This window comes from Streptomyces sp. NPDC024017 (assembly GCF_040638895.1).
Lineage (GTDB): Bacteria > Actinomycetota > Actinomycetes > Streptomycetales > Streptomycetaceae > Streptomyces.
In genome coordinates this window covers 535923-552117 of record NZ_JBEZYZ010000002.1, presented here as the reverse complement: position 1 = coordinate 552117, position 16195 = coordinate 535923, and the positions used below count along the sequence as shown (strand labels likewise).

Annotated in this window: 18 protein-coding genes; 3 read left to right on the top strand and 15 right to left on the bottom strand. The window is 69.7% G+C overall.

The annotated features are described in order from the left end of the window. Nucleotides 1-10: 10 nt before the first annotated feature. From pyrE to AB0G20_RS07280, 6 genes are all read right to left on the bottom strand, one after another. The gene (gene pyrE / locus AB0G20_RS07305; protein WP_361297120.1) at nucleotides 11-559 is read right to left on the bottom strand and encodes an orotate phosphoribosyltransferase; all 549 of its coding nucleotides are present in this window, start codon (nucleotides 557-559) and stop codon (nucleotides 11-13) included. A gap of 10 nt (nucleotides 560-569) precedes the next feature. After that, nucleotides 570-1358, bottom strand: a complete 789-nt coding sequence (locus tag AB0G20_RS07300) for an aldose 1-epimerase (protein WP_361297117.1) — start codon at nucleotides 1356-1358, stop codon at nucleotides 570-572. Between the two features lie 98 nt (nucleotides 1359-1456). Continuing rightward, on the bottom strand, nucleotides 1457-2275 hold the full coding sequence (locus AB0G20_RS07295) for an SRPBCC domain-containing protein (RefSeq protein WP_361297114.1): 819 nt from the start codon (nucleotides 2273-2275) through the stop codon (nucleotides 1457-1459). A gap of 108 nt (nucleotides 2276-2383) precedes the next feature. Then, the gene (locus AB0G20_RS07290) at nucleotides 2384-4039 is read right to left on the bottom strand and encodes a polyamine aminopropyltransferase (protein ID WP_361297111.1); all 1656 of its coding nucleotides are present in this window, start codon (nucleotides 4037-4039) and stop codon (nucleotides 2384-2386) included. Nucleotides 4040-4173: 134 nt separating this feature from the next. Continuing rightward, a complete protein-coding gene (locus tag AB0G20_RS07285; RefSeq protein ID WP_361297108.1) occupies nucleotides 4174-4701 on the bottom strand; it encodes a DUF2617 family protein in 528 nt (175 codons plus the stop codon). 572 nt (nucleotides 4702-5273) lie between these two features. Further along, nucleotides 5274-5522, bottom strand: coding sequence for a hypothetical protein (locus AB0G20_RS07280; RefSeq protein ID WP_361297105.1), 249 nt, complete (start codon nucleotides 5520-5522; stop codon nucleotides 5274-5276). Nucleotides 5523-5650: 128 nt separating this feature from the next. Here AB0G20_RS07280 and AB0G20_RS07275 point away from each other — a divergent pair, with 128 nt between their 5' ends. Then, nucleotides 5651-6844 (top strand): pyridoxal phosphate-dependent aminotransferase, encoded by a 1194-nt coding sequence (locus AB0G20_RS07275; protein ID WP_361297102.1) that lies wholly within the window; start codon nucleotides 5651-5653, stop codon nucleotides 6842-6844. 33 nt (nucleotides 6845-6877) lie between these two features. On the opposite strand, the gene AB0G20_RS07270 is transcribed toward AB0G20_RS07275, so the two are convergent. The 5 genes from AB0G20_RS07270 to AB0G20_RS07250 all read right to left on the bottom strand — a co-directional run bounded on the left by AB0G20_RS07270 (nucleotide 6878) and on the right by AB0G20_RS07250 (nucleotide 10122). Next, complete coding sequence (locus AB0G20_RS07270) at nucleotides 6878-7267, bottom strand: toxin-antitoxin system, toxin component, PIN family protein (RefSeq protein ID WP_328412345.1); 390 nt, start codon at nucleotides 7265-7267, stop codon at nucleotides 6878-6880. Beyond that, the gene (locus tag AB0G20_RS07265) at nucleotides 7257-7913 is read right to left on the bottom strand and encodes a DUF433 domain-containing protein (RefSeq protein ID WP_361297098.1); all 657 of its coding nucleotides are present in this window, start codon (nucleotides 7911-7913) and stop codon (nucleotides 7257-7259) included. The genes AB0G20_RS07270 and AB0G20_RS07265 overlap by 11 nt, the downstream gene beginning before the upstream one ends. A gap of 97 nt (nucleotides 7914-8010) precedes the next feature. Further along, nucleotides 8011-8886, bottom strand: coding sequence for a hypothetical protein (locus tag AB0G20_RS07260; RefSeq protein WP_361297095.1), 876 nt, complete (start codon nucleotides 8884-8886; stop codon nucleotides 8011-8013). Between the two features lie 197 nt (nucleotides 8887-9083). Continuing rightward, entirely contained in the window at nucleotides 9084-9323 is a 240-nt protein-coding gene (locus AB0G20_RS07255; RefSeq protein WP_361297092.1) for a DUF397 domain-containing protein, read from the bottom strand. Continuing rightward, a complete protein-coding gene (locus AB0G20_RS07250) occupies nucleotides 9208-10122 on the bottom strand; it encodes a helix-turn-helix transcriptional regulator (RefSeq protein ID WP_361297089.1) in 915 nt (304 codons plus the stop codon). Before AB0G20_RS07250 ends, AB0G20_RS07255 begins: the two co-directional genes overlap by 116 nt. Nucleotides 10123-10328: 206 nt before the next feature. Between AB0G20_RS07250 and AB0G20_RS07245 the strand changes: the two genes are divergently transcribed. Next, on the top strand, nucleotides 10329-10754 hold the full coding sequence (locus AB0G20_RS07245) for an ATP-binding protein (protein ID WP_361297086.1): 426 nt from the start codon (nucleotides 10329-10331) through the stop codon (nucleotides 10752-10754). A 492-nt stretch (nucleotides 10755-11246) separates the two neighbouring features. Here AB0G20_RS07245 and AB0G20_RS07240 read toward each other — a convergent pair whose 3' ends face one another. The 4 genes from AB0G20_RS07240 to AB0G20_RS07225 are packed head-to-tail and all read right to left on the bottom strand — an operon-like array spanning nucleotide 11247 to nucleotide 14144. Then, nucleotides 11247-12092, bottom strand: a complete 846-nt coding sequence (locus AB0G20_RS07240) for a serine hydrolase domain-containing protein (protein WP_361297083.1) — start codon at nucleotides 12090-12092, stop codon at nucleotides 11247-11249. 5 nt (nucleotides 12093-12097) lie between these two features. Beyond that, nucleotides 12098-13120 (bottom strand): HTTM domain-containing protein, encoded by a 1023-nt coding sequence (locus tag AB0G20_RS07235; RefSeq protein WP_361297080.1) that lies wholly within the window; start codon nucleotides 13118-13120, stop codon nucleotides 12098-12100. Next, on the bottom strand, nucleotides 13117-13791 hold the full coding sequence (locus AB0G20_RS07230) for a DUF5819 family protein (RefSeq protein WP_361297077.1): 675 nt from the start codon (nucleotides 13789-13791) through the stop codon (nucleotides 13117-13119). Before AB0G20_RS07230 ends, AB0G20_RS07235 begins: the two co-directional genes overlap by 4 nt. A gap of 2 nt (nucleotides 13792-13793) precedes the next feature. Next, entirely contained in the window at nucleotides 13794-14144 is a 351-nt protein-coding gene (locus AB0G20_RS07225; RefSeq protein WP_184848189.1) for a hypothetical protein, read from the bottom strand. Between the two features lie 465 nt (nucleotides 14145-14609). Between AB0G20_RS07225 and AB0G20_RS07220 the strand changes: the two genes are divergently transcribed. Then, the gene (locus tag AB0G20_RS07220; protein WP_361297073.1) at nucleotides 14610-16061 is read left to right on the top strand and encodes an NAD(P)/FAD-dependent oxidoreductase; all 1452 of its coding nucleotides are present in this window, start codon (nucleotides 14610-14612) and stop codon (nucleotides 16059-16061) included. The last annotated feature ends 134 nt before the right edge of the window (nucleotides 16062-16195 follow it).

Below are 16195 nucleotides of genomic sequence, written 5' to 3'. Positions count from 1 at the left end.
CACGCCCTGGTCAGTCGAGGCCCAGCTCGTCCTTCGAGAAGGCGAAGACATACGGCACTCCGGCCCCCTCCTGGATCTTCTCGGCGGCGCCGGTCGCCCGGTCGACGATGGTCGCGACGGCGACGACCTCGGCCCCGGCCTCGCGCACGGCCTCGACGGCGGTGAGCGGGGAGCCGCCGGTGGTGGAGGTGTCCTCGACGACCAGCACGCGGCGGCCCGCGATGTCCGGGCCCTCGACGCGGCGCTGCAGGCCGTGCGCCTTGGCGGCCTTGCGCACGACGAAGGCGTCCAGGCGCTTCCCGCGCGCGGCGGCCGCGTGCAGCATGGCGGCGGCGACCGGGTCGGCGCCCATGGTCAGGCCGCCGACGGCGTCGAAGTCCAGCTCGGAGGTCAGGTCCAGCAGCACCTGGCCCACCAGCGGGGCGGCCTCGCCGTCGAGCGTGATGCGCCGCAGGTCGACGTAGTAGTCGGCTTCCAGACCCGACGACAGGGTCACCTTGCCGTGCACCACGGCCTTGTCCTTGATCTGCTGCAGCAGCGCGCCACGAGTGTCCGTCATGGCGCCCAGCTTAGAGGCGGCGCCAGCTCCAGGTCGTCCCGGCCTCCAGCGGTTCCAGGGGCGTGACCAGGTGCGGCATGGTGTTGAGCCCGTTGGGCGGGCCGGTCTGCGGCTCCACGCACACGGCCGCCTCCTGCTCGTCGTAGACGACGACCCACTCCTGGCGGCTGGTCACCTTCAGCTCCAGCTGACCGGGCCAGGTCAGGGTCGCCTCGACGCCGCCGGGCATGCCGAAGCAGTCGTCCCAGGGGCCGGGCTTCGGGTCGAGGCGGTTGCCGGTGGGCAGGTGGTCCTCGCCGCGCTCCTCCTGCCAGGCGGGGGCGAAGTCGAGGGTCACGTCCTCGCCGCCGAGGTTCCGGTTGAACCAGGGGTGCCAGCCGATCTGCGCCGGGAAGGACGACTCGTACGTCTCGACGGACATGGTCAGCGTCAGGGCGTCCTCGGTGAGGGCGACGATCTGGGTGACGAGGCCCGGGTGGGGCCAGGGGTCGACGAGCTCGTACGTGAGGACGGCCTCGTCCGTGCTCCTGCGGGCGACGCGCCAGGCGCCGTCGCGGACGGTGCCGTGGATGGCGTGGGGCGGGGCGTTGAGGGGCATCTGCCGCACCGCGGCGCCGTCCAGGAACCGTCCGTCCCGGATCCGGCCGCACCACGGCACCATCGGGAAGCACCCGAACCGCTCACCCTGGCGGAGCAGTTCGACGCCGCCGATCCGCAGTCCTCCGACCCGGCCGCCGTTGCCCGGCTGCACGGTCACCTCCGCGTCACCCGCGGTCAGCGTGATGTCTTCGTCACTCACGGGACGACCCTACTGCGGTGATCAAGAGGGCCTCACCGGTTACGGGGTGCTTCGGCCATGTCCGCTCGGGAGGCGGGCAGGTCCGGATGCCGAGCGGCTCAGCGGCGTCTGCGCAGGGCCCGGACCGCCACGACGGCCGATGCCAGCGCCAGCGCGGCCGCCGGGGCTGCCCAGCGCAGCGGGCCCGGGGGCGTCACGGTCTGCGGCGCGGGCACGGGGGCGTACCGGCCGCGCGGCGGCGCGTGGTCCACTTCCTCGGCGCTGCGCCCGATCATGGTCCGCCGTGCGTGCGCCGCCTCGGCGATGTCCTCCTCGTCCTCCTCGTCCTCGGGTCCGAGAGAGGCGGGCGGGACGTCGGCGCCGAAGGCGGAGGGGCGTCCGGGGGCCGGGGGTTCCTCGGTGAGACCGGGGTCGGCAGGGGCCTTCTCCTCGGCCTCTGCCCCGGCGCCCTCGCCGGCCCCCACCGGGGGCGGCGGCGCCTCGTCGCCCGCGTCCGGTGCCGCCGCGGCCAGCTGCTCCGCGAAACGGTTCAGCAGCCGGGTGACCGCACCCTCCACCGCGTCCGCGGGGAGGTCCTTGATCCGTCCGTCCGCGGACGCCGTGCCGTCGTACACGACCGTGCAGCCGTCCTCGGCCTCGCGCAGGGTGATCCGCAGGGCGAGCTTGACCGAGCCGCTGCCGCGCGACTCCTCCGCCTCGCCCTCGACGGCGTACGCCCGGTCGTCCCGCCGGGACACCCGTACGGCACCCCGGTAGGTGACGGAGTGGCTGCCGACCCGGATCTTCAGCCGCCCGGCGACGGGCTCGGCGCCGGCGTCCTGCTGGAGCCCGGGAACAGCCCGGGCGACCCGCGCGGGGTCGTCCAGTGCCTCCCTGAGCCGCTCGGCCGGAACCGGAACGAACACCTCGTGCTCCATGTCGACGGACTCTACCCAGCACAGCCCGAAACGCACCCCCGCCTGAGGGATTCACCCCCGATCCACCCCCACCAGGCGTATCCTCCGGGCCCGCCCGACGCCGGACTCTCAGTACCGCGGGTGCACCAGCGTCGACGCCGGCAGCCCCCCGATCCGCGTCCTGCGCGCCGCCCGTTCCCCCGCGGCCAGGGACGCCTGTGTGAGGACACTCGGCCGCGGACCGTCCGGGTCGAGCCGCAGCCGCGGGTCGGTGCGGGCGGCCAGGACGAAACCCCAGCTCCGGGGCGCCCGGGCGCGGTCGGCGGGGGTGCGGCCCGGCCCGGCGGCGAAACCGGTGTGGCCGCTGCCCGTGCCGTACGGGGCGGTGCGGAGGCCTGCCGCGCGCAGTGTCGCCTCGACCGTCCAGTACGCCCGGGGGCCGTCCGCGACCGGCCCGGCGTGCACCACGAGCCGGCCGCCGGGGGCCAGCACGCGCCGCGTGAGGCCGTAGAACTCCTGCGAGTACAGCTTCGTACTCGCCGTGAGGCCCGGGTCCGGCAGGTCGGAGACGACCACGTCGTACGTCGCCGGGGTGGCTCCGCGCAGCCAGCCGAAGGCGTCCTCGGCCGTCACCCGCACGCGCGGGTCGCCGAACGCGTGCCGGTTCAGCGCGGACAGGGCCGGGTCGGTGCGGGCCAGCCGGACCACCTCCGCGTCGAGTTCGACGACGTCGACCCGGTCCACTCCGGGGTGGCGCAGCACCTCGCGGGTGGCGAGGCCGTCCCCGCCGCCGAGGATCAGCACGCGCGCGTGCGGCCCGCTCATCGCGGGGTGGACGAGGGCCTCGTGGTAGCGCAGCTCGTCGCGTCCGCTGACCCGCAGCCGGCCGTCGAGGAACAGGTCGAGGGGCCGCCCGTGCGTGCCGCCGGTGAGCACGACCTCCTGCACCCCGGTCTGGAGCGCCACGCGGACGTCCCCGCCGTACACCGCCTGCCGTGCGGCCCGTTCGAAGTCGTCGACCAGGAGGGCTGCCGAGGCGAGGGTCGCGAGGACGAGGGCGTTGCCGGTCAGCAGCAGCCAGCGGGCGCGCCGGGTCAGGTCGCGGCGGAAGAGGCCGAGGACCAGCGCACCGCCGACGACCGCGTTGACGGCGCCGGTGAGCAGCGCTCCGGTCAACTGCCCGAGGAACGGCAGCAGAAGGAAGGGGAAGGCGAGGCCGCCGACGAGGGCACCGACGTAGTCGGCGGCGGACAGGTCGGCCACCGCGCCGCCCGCGTCCTGGCGGCGGATGCGCTGGATCAGTTCCATGAGCAGCGGGATCTCGGCGCCGATGAGCAGCCCGGTGGCGAGGGAGAAGGCAACCAGCAGGCAGCGCGGCCCGTCGGCCCACCATCCGCCCCAGTCGCCGGTCCAGGCGAACACGGCGTACAGGGCCATCGCGCTGCACCCTCCGACGAGCGCGAGGGTGGCCTCGACGGCACCGAAGCCGGCCGCGGCGAGCGGGCGCAGCCGCTTCGCGGCGAGGGAGCCGATGCCCATCGCGAAGACCATGACGGACAGCACGACGGACGCCTGCGTGACGGAGTCGCCCATCAAGTACGAGGCGAGCGCGACGAGTTCCAGTTCGTACACGAGTCCGCAGGCCGCGCAGACGAACACGCCCGCCAGGACCAGGAACCGTCCGGTGCCGGGCCGCACGGGCAGTCGCGCCGGGGCGCCGGGGCCGCCCGGGGCGCTCCAGGACGGCGGGCAACCGGGCGGGGCGGGCGCGTGCGGCTCGATCACCCTGCGACGTTACGTCACGCCCCGACTGCGGTTCGTCACCCACACGTGTGGTGCTGGTTTACAGAGGCCGGAGAACGGTACGAGATTCGGTTCGCCGCATGCGGTTCGGTGGGCCGGGCAGCAGTCGGCCGGGGTCAGTTGAGGGAGACCGCCGCCGGCACCCGCACCCCCACCTTCGTGCGGGTCGCCACCAACTGCCCGTCCTGCGGGTAGGCGTGCCAGGTCCGCCAGTGCACCTGCCCCTCGTGGTGCTGGGCGAGCAGGGCCGTGAAGGCGTACGGGCTGCCGGGGAAGACGCCGACGAGGCCGTGCGGATGGTCGGAGACGAGGGCCAGCAACTCCTGGGCGCGGCCCGCGAAGGAGCCGGGCGAGAGGACCTCGACCCGGGCCGCGAACTCGTACTCCCAGTCGTCCACCCGCTTGGCGACGCCGAGCGGAAGCGGGGTGCTGCTGCCCGCGATGCAGGCCACCGTCTCGGAGCAGATGCCCCGCTCCTCCTCCAGCAGGACCTGGTGGGATGCGCCCAGGAGCCGCAACTGCAGTTTGGTGTCCGCCAGTTCGAGGTCGAGCGCGGCCAGTGCGGGAAGCGGCTCGCGCCCCAGGGCCCACGCGAGATCGGCCGCGCGCGTATCGGTGTAGGAGGTGTTCAGGGTCGTGAGCATGGATCAGGCTCCGCAAGCACACAAGGAGAGGGAGGTGGGTCCGCTGCGCCCCGGTCGCACCGGGGGAGGTCGGCCCGACGCAAGCCGGTCGGCCGGTTTCAGGAGGATGTGTCCGCAGGACGTCCGGGGGGCTGCGTCGGTGGCTTAGAGGGAATCATGAACGGTGGCGCTGCCACAGCGTTTTTACCCAAGTTCGTAGGGTTTCCATCCCTCAGAGGGCTCCACAGCTCACCTGTTCAACTACGGCGTGCGCCCGTGCCGGGGAGGCGTGCGCCGGTGCGCCGCGGCCCACGCCCGGAGCTGGGACGGACGGGAGCCTGGAGTCGGGACCTGCTCCCGAAATGACCTTTTGACGCCCGCAATTGCCGGAGGTACTGCCCGGGCCGGGGCTCGCGCGGCGGGAGTTGTCCTACAGGCAGGGGATATTGCCAGGATCCACCCGAAATCGCCCGACAGACATTCGACGGGTCGTCTGTCCGAGAACTCCGCACACGGCGACGCGGGGCCCGCCCAGGTGCGGACCCCGCGTTCGGTGGGTGCGGCTTCCCCGTCGTGAGGACGGCCGACGTCAGTCAGCTGCCTCCGCCACCGCAGCCACCGCCACCACCTCCGCAGGACGACCCGCCTCCGCAGGACGAGCCGCCGCCGGAGGAGCCGGAGTCTCCCCCGCCGGCCCACCAGCTGCCGCTGCTGCCGCTCGAACCGCTGGACGCCCACGCCCCGCGACGCGTCGTCCGTCCGGAAGAGTTCCTGCGGCCCTTGGAGACCAGCGCCCCGACCAGGACGACTCCGACCACCGCCAGGATGATGCCGACGACCATGGCGTCACCCTCCTTTCGTTTCCCCCGAAGCGGCCCCCCGTGGGCGCCTCGCTCTTGCGTGAGGCGGTGATGCCCGCCCCCCGAGCGACCCAAAGCAGAGTTGAGGAACTCCAGAGCTTCGGCGCAGGATGACCGGCATGACCTCCAGCGCGCGCCCCCTCCTGAACCGCCGGCTCGCCGAGTTCGGGACGACGATCTTCGCCGAGATGTCCGCCCTGGCCCTGAGCACCGGCGCCATCAACCTCGGGCAGGGCTTCCCCGACACCGACGGCCCCGAGGAGATCAGGGAGGCCGCCGTGCGGGCCCTGCGGGACGGCCGCGGCAACCAGTACCCGCCGGGGCCCGGCGTCCCCGAGCTGCGCACCGCGATCACCGCCCACCAGCAGCGCCGCTACGGCCTGGCCTACGACCCCGACACGGAGGTCCTGGTCACCGCCGGCGCCACGGAGGCCATCGCCGCCGCCCTGCTGGCCCTGGTGGAGCCCGGCGACGAGGTGATCGCCCTGGAGCCGTACTACGACTCCTACGCGGCGTGCATCGCCATGGCCGGCGGGCGCCGGGTCCCGGTCACCCTGCGGGCGCACGCGGAGGAGGGCCGCTTCCGCCTCGACCTGGACGAGCTGCGCGACGCCGTCACCGACCGCACCCGGCTGCTGCTGATCAACACCCCGCACAACCCGACCGGCACGGTCCTCACCCGCGCGGAGCTGGCCGCGATCGCCGAGCTCGCGGTGGAGCGGGACCTGCTGGTGGTGACGGACGAGGTGTACGAGCACCTGGTCTTCGACGACGCCGAGCACGTGCCGCTGGCGACGTTCCCGGGGATGCGCGAGCGGACGGTCACCATCTCCAGCAGCGGCAAGACGTTCTCCTTCACCGGCTGGAAGGTCGGCTGGGTGACGGCGGCCCCGGCGCTGGTCACGGCGGTGCGCTCGGCGAAGCAGTACCTGACGTACGTCTCGGCGGGCCCGTTCCAGTACGCCGTCGCCGAGGCCCTCTCGCTGCCCGAGTCGTACTTCACGGACTTCCGCGCCGACATGCTGGCCAAGCGGGACCTGCTGGCGGCGGGCCTGACGGAGGCCGGGTTCCGGGTCTTCCGCCCCTCGGGCACCTACTTCATCACCACCGACATCCGCCCCCTCGGCGAGAACGACGGCTTCGCCTTCTGCCGCGCCCTGCCGGAACGCGCCGGGGTCGTCGCCATCCCCAACGCGGTCTTCTACGACCACCGCGAGGAGGGCGCCCCGTTCGTACGATTCGCGTTCTGCAAGCGGACGGGGGTGCTGGAGGAGGCCGTGAAGCGGCTCAGCGCGGCGCTCTAGGCGCACCTGGCCGGCCCGACCGGCGACGGACGGTCAGGCCGGCCAGGTGCGCTCGATGCGGTCTTGTCGTACCGCGTAGGCGGCAGGACCGCCCCTGCTCACTGCACGGTGGATCGCCTCACGGTGGGCCTCGAGCCGTTCGACCATCTCGACACTGCGCAACTGCTGGTTGTCGAGGTAGAACAGCACAGCCTCACGCTCAAGGACGGGTCGGATCTCCAGATCCCGGCTCTTGATCCGGCCGTCCTTCGAAAGCGGCACCCATGACTGGTCGAGACCGTGCGCGATCCACTCCTCATCGGCGACGTCCTGTCCGTCGTCGGGGAAGACGTCACCGATGCGGTGAACGATCCAGCCGCACGCCCTCAACCCCTCCGCGACACGACGTCCGAGATTGCGGTCGAGGAAGAACTCAGGCGGCAAGGCGCACCACTGCCCGGCACAGCTCGTCAACCTGCTCGGGCGTCATGTCGAAGTCGTACGCGATGTCCTCGACGCTCTCACCGGCCTCCCAGAGGTCGGTGATGGCCTTGACCGCGACACGGTTCGCGGCCACGACGGGCGTCCCGTGTCCGAACCTCGGGTCGATCACGACGGGTACGGAGTCCGGGTACTGCCTCAGCCGCAGGCTGGAGGGGAAGTCGTCGTCGGGTTCCCAGTTCAGGTAGCGGAGGTAGTCGGAGACCACCTCGTGGATGGGCGCCTGACCGTCTCGGGCCCTGCGGAGATCCCCGAGGCCATGCTCGACGAAGATGTCCACGCCGTCCGTCGCGATCCGCTTCGACACGAGACCGTACGGAGTCGCGAAGGCGTCCCGTACGGCGCCGGCGGCTTCCCTGATCTCACTCATCCGAAGCCCGAGGGAGCGCAGCGACCGGAGGACGTGAGCCTCGGCGACCGCGATGAACGGCACCGAGGGCTGCCCCTTGCGCAGCGGCTCGACCTGATGGACCAGGGGCGCCCCGGCAGCCCTGCCCTTCAGCCAGGAATGGAGCGTCGACTGCGGGATCTCCAGGTAGGAGGCGGTTTCGGCGGGAGTCAGAAGTCCGTCCTTGAACCTGTCGACCATGCCCCACCTCCTCCTGCCGTATTGTCCGGTTCCGCGTTTCGCATCGTCGCACATCAAGCCTGCCACCCAGGGGCGAACGGCACACCCGCCCACCGGCTCAGCCCGCCGCACGCAGGCATTCCCCGGCGAGTCGGTCCCGGCAGCTCCGGCAGTGTCCGGGCCCCGGGGCGCGGAAGGCGCGCTCGCAGCCGTCGCAGGTCTGGAAGGGCAGTACGGCCGGGCGCTCGACGCTCGGGGGAAGCGGGGGCGGAGGCGGCACCGGCAGCGGCGTTTCCCGGAGGCGGAAGGCCAGGACGCTTGCCGGGCGGGCCCGGAAACGGTCGGGGAGCCGTACGGTCAGCAGCTCCGTGATCTCCCGCGGCCCGACACCGGCCGCCAGCCACTCGGCGACGGCCGGTGCCAGGCGGGCGGCCTCCTGCGCGGACAGGACCAGGCGGGGGTCGACCCGGCGCAGGGCGGTCAGTACGGCGACCGCCTCGGCGTCGGCGTCGGCGAGGGCGGGCGCCGGGCTGCCGGGCTCCTCAGGAGCGGGAGCGGGCGCCGCCTCCCGTCGGGCTTCCGGGACAGTGAGCCGCTTCCGTGGCCGGGGCTTCGGCGGCTCGGGCGGATCGTCCGGGCCCTCGCCGCGCGCTACGTCGTAGAAGTACGTCCGGGTGCGTACCTGCCCGGTGGGCGTGCGTTCGCGGCGGCGTTCCAGGTATCCGGCCGATTCGAGTTCTCTGAGCGCTCGCGAGATGAGGATCTCGCCCTCGCTGAAGTGCTCGCACAGAGCGGTGATGGTCACGGGGGAGCCGTCGGGCATCGAGGCGATGTACGCCGCGACGCCGATCGTGACCGCGCTGCCGCGTCGCTGGGCGAGGGCGTTGGAGATCACCGTGAAGTCGGCCGTGAGGCGGGTGCGTACGTGGATCACGCCGGTAGTCGGAGCTCCGGCGTCGGCGCGCAGGCGCGCGTTAGACTGCGGGTCAGCCATCGGGAAGTGCGTTCTTCCTGATCGGTCAGGCCCTCGTTCGGGATTGCCGTCCCGGCCGGGGGCCGTATCTGTTTGCGGTTGTCGCGGCGAACGTAACGGCCCGTTACCCGCCCCCGCAAGCCGGTCACTCGGACGGGTGACGCCCGCCTTCCGGCGCCGGGAGGGTGGGTGGGTGGGTAGTTCTTTCCCCGGTTCTTTCAGGAGGTCAGTGGCCTACCGGACCCTCGCGGACAAGGGCCCGGTGCGGCCTTCAACTCGCCTATGAAGGCGGCCCAGGAGGCGGCTTCGAAGCACAGCGTCGGACCGGCCGGGGCCTTGCTGTCACGGACGGGGACGACGGCCCGGAATCCGTCGGCCACCTCCACGCAGTCGCCGCCCGCCTGATTGCTGTAACTGCTCTTGCGCCAGGCGGCGTCGTTCAGATCGGGACGGGACATTCGAGCCACGGTAGTCGCCCTCCATCGTGGACCGGATCATGTCGAGTGACGTGACCGGGGGCAGGGCTGCCGCCCGCAGCCGATCGTAAATCACCTTGTAGCGACCGACGTTGACCGGTTCCTCGATGAGCTGGCCATAGTCCGCGCCCTCGGTGTAGGCCATCTCTGAGCCGTCCGGCAGGGTCAGGATCGTCAGCGAACCGCCCATTGCCTCGTGTCCGCCCTGGTCGAACGGCAGTACCTGTACGGCGATATGCCGCTCCATCGAAGCGTCGAGCAGACGCGCCAACTGCTTCCGCATCACGGCCTGGCCGCCGATCGGACGCCTCAGTACTGCCTCATCCAGGACCACCCACAGCTCTGGCCGTTCGGGCGAACTCAGCCGATCCTGCCGTCCCATACGGGCTGCGACGCGCTCCTCCAGTTGCTCTTCACTGTCCAGCAGGGCGTCCAGGCTGAGTACCGCCCGGGCGTAGTCCTCGGTCTGCAACAGTCCCGGAACCACGTGAGCCGCATACTGCCGGACGGCCACCGCCCGCTCCGCGTACTCCATGAACTTCCGCGACCAGTCCGGAAACGCCTCCCGGTACACATAAGGCCACAGCTCCACCAGCAGATCCTCCGCACCGAGTGCCGCGTCCAGCGCACGCGCCAGATCCAGCGTCGGCTTCGCTCCGGACGCGCGCTCGATCTGCGTGATCCGCGTGCTCACCACATGCGTCCGGTCGCCCAGCTCGGCCTGCGTCAGCCCCGCCGCCGTCCGGAGCCTGCGCACCCGCGCACCGAACAGTGCGGCCATCGACGCACTGGGGTCAATTCCGTTGGCCAAGGCATCACTTCCGTTCCTTACGGCTGCACAAGTAAGGCTGTGCCCTCTGTCGAGCGTAGGACGATCGGCCGACTCTTGAGCACGGAACGTGATGACTCGTGTGCGCAACGGAGCAGCTCGAGCTGACGGAAAGGGACGGACAGGCCGTGTTGACAGAAACCGCCACCTCGGGAGACATGCCGCAGCGTGAACTCCATTCGCTCTCGCTGCAGTTCCCCTCCTCCCCGCGCGGTGCGCAGCTCGCCCGGCGTCACGCCGTCCGATGGATGGGGGAACGGGGCCACCCGCCGGCGTCGGACGTCTCCTGCGCGGTCGCTCTCGTCGTCGGCGAACTCGCGGCGAACGCCGTACAGCACGGTCGGGTTCCCGGCCGGGAGTTCGGTCTCCGGCTCGCTCTGGACCGGGCCGCGGGCGTGCTGCGTGTCGAGGTCGCGGACGCCGCCTCCGCGAAGCGGCTGCCCACGGCCGCGCCCTCGTCGTCTCCCGATGGTGAGTCCGGCCGGGGGCTGCTCCTGGTGGACGCCCTGGCCGAGCGCTGGGGGTCGGTGTCCCGCCGCCCGGTGGGCAAGACCGTATGGGCGGAACTGTGTCTCGACGCTTGAACTCCCAGCCGGTTTTAGTGTCTCGCTGACGTCACCCCGTCGGCTTGGTGACAGGCCATGAAGTCACACTCTGCCAGGGGCCGCACTGATTGGTGTTCTGTGTGCCCTTGCACACGGTGAGGCTGCCGGTGGTCGTGAACGAGTAGGACCGCCGCACCTCGACGGGGACACTGCCCGGACCGCACAGCTCTGCCTGCTTGCGTGGAACGCCCGGCACGAGGTCGGCATGGAACTTCGTCCACAGCGAGTAGCAACCCTCGGCGGAGTTCGACAGCTTCCCTTTGATCACCAGGGTCGGAGTCGGGCCTGTCCCTTCGGTCCACCGCTCACCCGAGGCGGAAGCGGTGGCGTACTGGGCCGACCAGGGGACAGGACCCGACGCTCCGGCGCTCTCTGTGGCGACAGCCGAGGCCGCCGTGCCGAGCAGGACGGCGCTGATGCCCGTTATGACAGCAGCTCGGATATGTGCATGCATCGTGACCCCTTCTCGATTCACTGGGAGTGCGCTGTGCGTAGGTATTCCAGGCCGGTGCGGTCCGTCGCGTCGGGCGAACCGCTCAGGCGGTGGACCACCGTCCAGCGGCCGTCAGGCACGGCGCCGGCAAAGCAAGACGCCGTGCCTGTCGCTCCGTTGTGCCAGATCAGGGGCAGTGGCCCCGAACGTTGCCATCCGAGGCCGGGTTCCCCGAGCGAACGGTCGAGTACGAGGCCGGTCAGCACACGTGACAGCGTGCGGGGGCTCGCCCACAGGCCGCCTGCGGGCAAGATGGCTCCCGTCATGGTCCACGGTTTCACCCTGCGGCCGAACCATCCGGTCGGCAGCAAGCTGCTGTGCTGTGGCGGTCGGGCAGTCATGGCCTCTGGCGGCAGGCCGAGCGGGGACAGTACGTGCACGGCTACGAGCTCGTCGTATTCCTGCCCCGTTGCTGCGGTCAGTGCCGCCCCGAGCACCGCGTAGCCGAAGTTCGAGTACTCCTCGTGCTCCCCGGCGGGACCCTCGGTGAGCCGGTCGAAACCGGTGAGCAGTTGGCGCAGCCGGTCAGCAGTGAAATTCCGGTACGGGTCGAGGCGAGAGGTGCCCGGGGGCAGGCGAGGCAGACCCGAGGTGTGCTCGGCGAGGTGGCGCAGGGTGATGCCGGTTCCTGACGGGACGTCGAGCCATCGTTCGACGGGGTCGTCAACCGTGAGGACACCCTGCTTGGCCAGCTGCTGCAGGATGGTTCCAGTGATGACCTTGGTGAAGGAGCCCACCTCTGCGTACTTGTCGGGATCGTGTTTGCCGGTGACGATCGGAGCGGTGTGGGAGCTGCCGATGATGCAGGTGGGGACGCTGCGCATGGCCCTCACCTCGCAGCTTGGGGAACGGGGGCAGGGGCCGGGGTGTCACTTTCCGGTGCGTCCTGGTCGGTGACCGTCGGGATGCTCCCGGGCTGCTTCTGTGTCCAGCGTTCGCGGAGGGTCCGTGCCCTCTGGCGCGCGCGGGACAGCGCAGAGGAGAGGAAGATGAGGTCGCACGCGATCATCGTCAGGGCGAACGCGGTGAGGCCCATGAACACGCCGATGGATACATGGAACGCGATGGAGGCCGCCGCAGTCCACGGGCGCAAGCTGGGCACCAGGATCCCCATGGGGAAGTACACCAGGAACAAAGTGGTGCTGTAGGTGCCGAGAAAGACGAGTAGGTCGTTGTTGTAGACGAGGTTGGACAAACCTGGCAGCTCGAACTCGGGAACGCGCATGATGTAGAAGAGCGCGGTGCCGTCCTGCCACACATCTCCCTGCACCTTGTACAGACCACTCACCACGTACACGAGACACATCTGTACGGCGATCGCCACTACTCCGAGGTTGTGCAGCGGAACACCGAGTGCGCGCACGCTCCCTGGGAGTCGTCCGACGACACGGTCGGCGACTCCGCTCGAGAACGAGAAGTTCTGGTAGCAGTTCGTCAGGAGCAGAAACGGAATCACGAGTTGGGCGAGGTTGTCTCCCCCGTCCAGGAAGGCCGACTGCCGTTCGTAGAGCGACCAGAGGAGGATCCCGTGCGCCGCGAGAACCGCTCTGCCTCCCACTCCTACGGTCACAGCCAGGGCGGCGAGCACGCCGAGGTGGAAGACCGCTTCGAACCAGACTTCGGACGTGCTCCAGGCGTAGAGGCTGAAGCTTCCCTTCTCCTGGATTTGTTCGAGGAAGAGGCGGTGCGGCAGGACCGAATCGGCTCCCGGGCCGAAGAGGTAGCTCCGATCGCCGTAGTGGCTCAGGTAGTACATGAGCCCGACGAAGCCCAGCAGTGCACGGGTTCCTGAAACTCCCAGTGCGGCGACGGGTCGACTGGCAGCTGAGTCAATCGTCTTCCTGATGCTCACTGCAGTTCAACCGCCTTTTTCCACGGCAAGTCGTAAATGTCCAGCGTGCTCTTCGCTTGTGCGTTCTTTCGCTGAGACCACGGAGGAAGTTTCTTGATGTACATGCGCGCCTGGACAGCGGTCGGGCCCGCACCATCCGGGCAGACGTTGTTTATCCGGGTCAGCGCGAAACGAGACAAGGAGCGCTCGGCGTCCTTGTGCTGGCTCTTCTCGTAGGGCGTCAGAGGGATGTCACGCTTATCCTTTCCGCCCTTCGCCTCTGAGCCTTCGCCGTTCTCCTCTTTCTGCTTCTGACGGAGACGCCACAACAGGTCATCCGAATCGTTGAGCTGATTGAGCCCGTTGCTTACGAGCCGCACCGTACGAGAGGGGAAGAATCGGTCTTCCTGGGTCTCCTTGATCAAGGGGCCGGTCACATCGTAGTAATCCGTGACCGCACCGTCGGCGCACTTCGCGCGCACAACTATCCCTTGGTCGTCTTTCGTCGGATCAGGAGCGAACAGACTCCAGTTCTGCGTGAAGTACGGCTCCAGATAGCCGCTGATAACTCCATGCAGCTGAATCTTGGCTGGGCTGAGTGGCGCCTGAGAGAACGCCGCGATGGAGAAGTGGGCGCCCAGGAGGGCGGCACCAGCCAACAGTGCCGCCCTCTGGATGCGCCGATGGCGCATTGTCACCTGTCGAAAACAGTCGCCGCAGCGGAGGCACCGTCACCCGACACCTTGGCAGGCGGGGCGAACAGGCTGAAGTTGTTGGCAACCTGCCCCGCCTGGTTCGCGAGGGATCCCGCAGCGGCCCGCGCGTGAACGGTGGCCCGAGCGGCAGCACGGCCGGCAGCCGCGGCAGCACGGCCGGCAGCACGGGCCTGAGGCGCCTTCGGAGCGTCCTCGGTGGTGGCCTGAGCACTCAGGGCCCCGGTCGCCTGCGGCGGCGTGGAGGCCTGAGCGGAACCCTGCATCGACACGGTCAAGAACGTGCCGGCAATGGCCACGCCGATGACGGCAGCGGCATTCTTCTTCTTCATGTTTTCCCCTCTATTGTTTACTGCCTGATCGCCTGAGGGGAGAGCAGCGGTACACCCGAGATGTTGGTCAGACATCAATAGCGGCATGTTTGAAGAAGCTGGTCAGGCATCTTCGACCGCTCGCCCCCCGTGGACGAATCAGCCCTCCGACGAAGTCGGAAGATTCCTCGCGACACGCGCTCCGTATGTCAACCTGTTTTTGCAAGGTGATTCCCGGCGCTCGTCGCGATTCCTGATGATCTTATGGAGATTGACGCAGGCATCTCAAGGAGCGGTCACGTGATGATCATCACAGCGGCCTGGAATTAGACGTTCCGGAAGTCCCCGCCCGGCGGCCGCATCGGTCTGCACCTGTTGTCGCTGTGGCATGAGGTCAGGTGCCCGCATAAAGTCGCCGCGGATGACTTTTGCCGTCGGGTGGTTCCAAGTTCCGTCGGCTCTGAGTGGAAAATTTTGGGAGGACGCATGGAACACGATGCGATTGTGGTTGGAACCGGCCCGAATGGCCTTGCCGCTGCGGTCACTCTCGGGCGGGCGGGCCTCAAGGTTGCCTTGTACGAGGCCCGCACAACCATCGGAGGCGGGCTGCGGACGGAGCCACTCTTCGATGCCGAGATAGAACACGACATCTGTTCCGCCGTTCACCCTATGGCCGTTGTGTCCCCTTTTTTTCGTCAGTTCGACCTGGCGTCCCGGGGGGTGAACATGCTGTATCCATCCATCAGCTACGCTCACCCTCTGAAAAACGGACTCGCCGGCCTTGCTCACCGGGATCTGGAAGCGACCTGCGCCCATCTCGGTCCGGACGGTGAGCGCTGGCGTCGTCTCATGCAGCCGCTGGTCAACCACTCCCAGGAACTGGTCGACTTTGTCCTGTCGGGGCAACGAGGACTCCCGAGGAGCCTTGCCGTCCCAGCGCTCCTGGGTTCCCGCTTGCTTGCCCATGGCACTGCGCTGGCGCCCCACCGCTTCAGTACCGAGGTAGCCCGCTCGCTCCTCACCGGGGTGGCGGCGCACGCGGTCGGCAGACTTCCTTCCCTTGCCTCGGGCGCAGTCGCCATGCTCCTCGGACACCTCGCGCACGCCAGCGGCTGGCCGATCCCCGAGGGAGGCAGCGCTCGCATCGCCGACGCGCTCGCCGACGACATCACCGCCCACGGCGGAACCTTCCACACGGATCATCACGTGACCAGCCTCGATGAACTCCCCCGGGCGAAACTGGTGCTTCTCGACACAAGCCCCAAGACGTTCACGGAGATAGCGGGTGACCGGCTTCCGGCCGGTTACCGGCGAGGCCTGGCGCGATTCCGGTACGGGCCGGCAGCGGCCAAGGTGGACTTCCTCGTCTCTGAGCCGATTCCCTGGGCCAACCCTGACGTGGGGCAAGCCGCAACCGTTCATCTGGGGGGAACCCAGGCAGAGATGTTCGAAGCCGAGACGAAGGCTGCCGCCGGCATCCGACCTGAGAAACCGTTCGTTCTGCTGGTCGACCCCGCCTCGGCCGATCCGAGCCGCGCCAAACCGGGGCGACGACCTGTGTGGGCCTACGCACACGTCCCCAACGGTGACGCGGTGGACCCGACTGCGATGGTCACGGCGTGCATCGAGCGCTACGCGCCCGGATTCGCCGACACGGTGATCCATCGACGAGGGATCAGCGGTGCCGAGTATCAGGCCTACAACCCGAATTATGTGGGCGGGGACATCGGAGCAGGCGCGATGACTCTCTGGCAGTCCGTCATGCGCCCTGTTCCACGTTTCGATCCGTACCGCACACCGCTGACCGGTGTCTACATGTGCTCTGCGTCAACGCCACCCGGCCCGAGCGTTCACGGTATGTCGGGTTACCTTGCCGCGCTGTCAGCCCTCCGTCGCGAGTTCGGCATCCGTACTCCTCCGCACCTCGGGCCGCGGTGAGGATCCGCCGAGGCGGTGAGCAGGTCTCCCGCTCGCCGACGTCGGCCACCTCGTCCGGCCAGGACATCACCCGTCTGGGCCCGCACCCTGGCCGGTCGGTGTGCGGGATTATCCGGCGATCTCGCTCGGCTCGT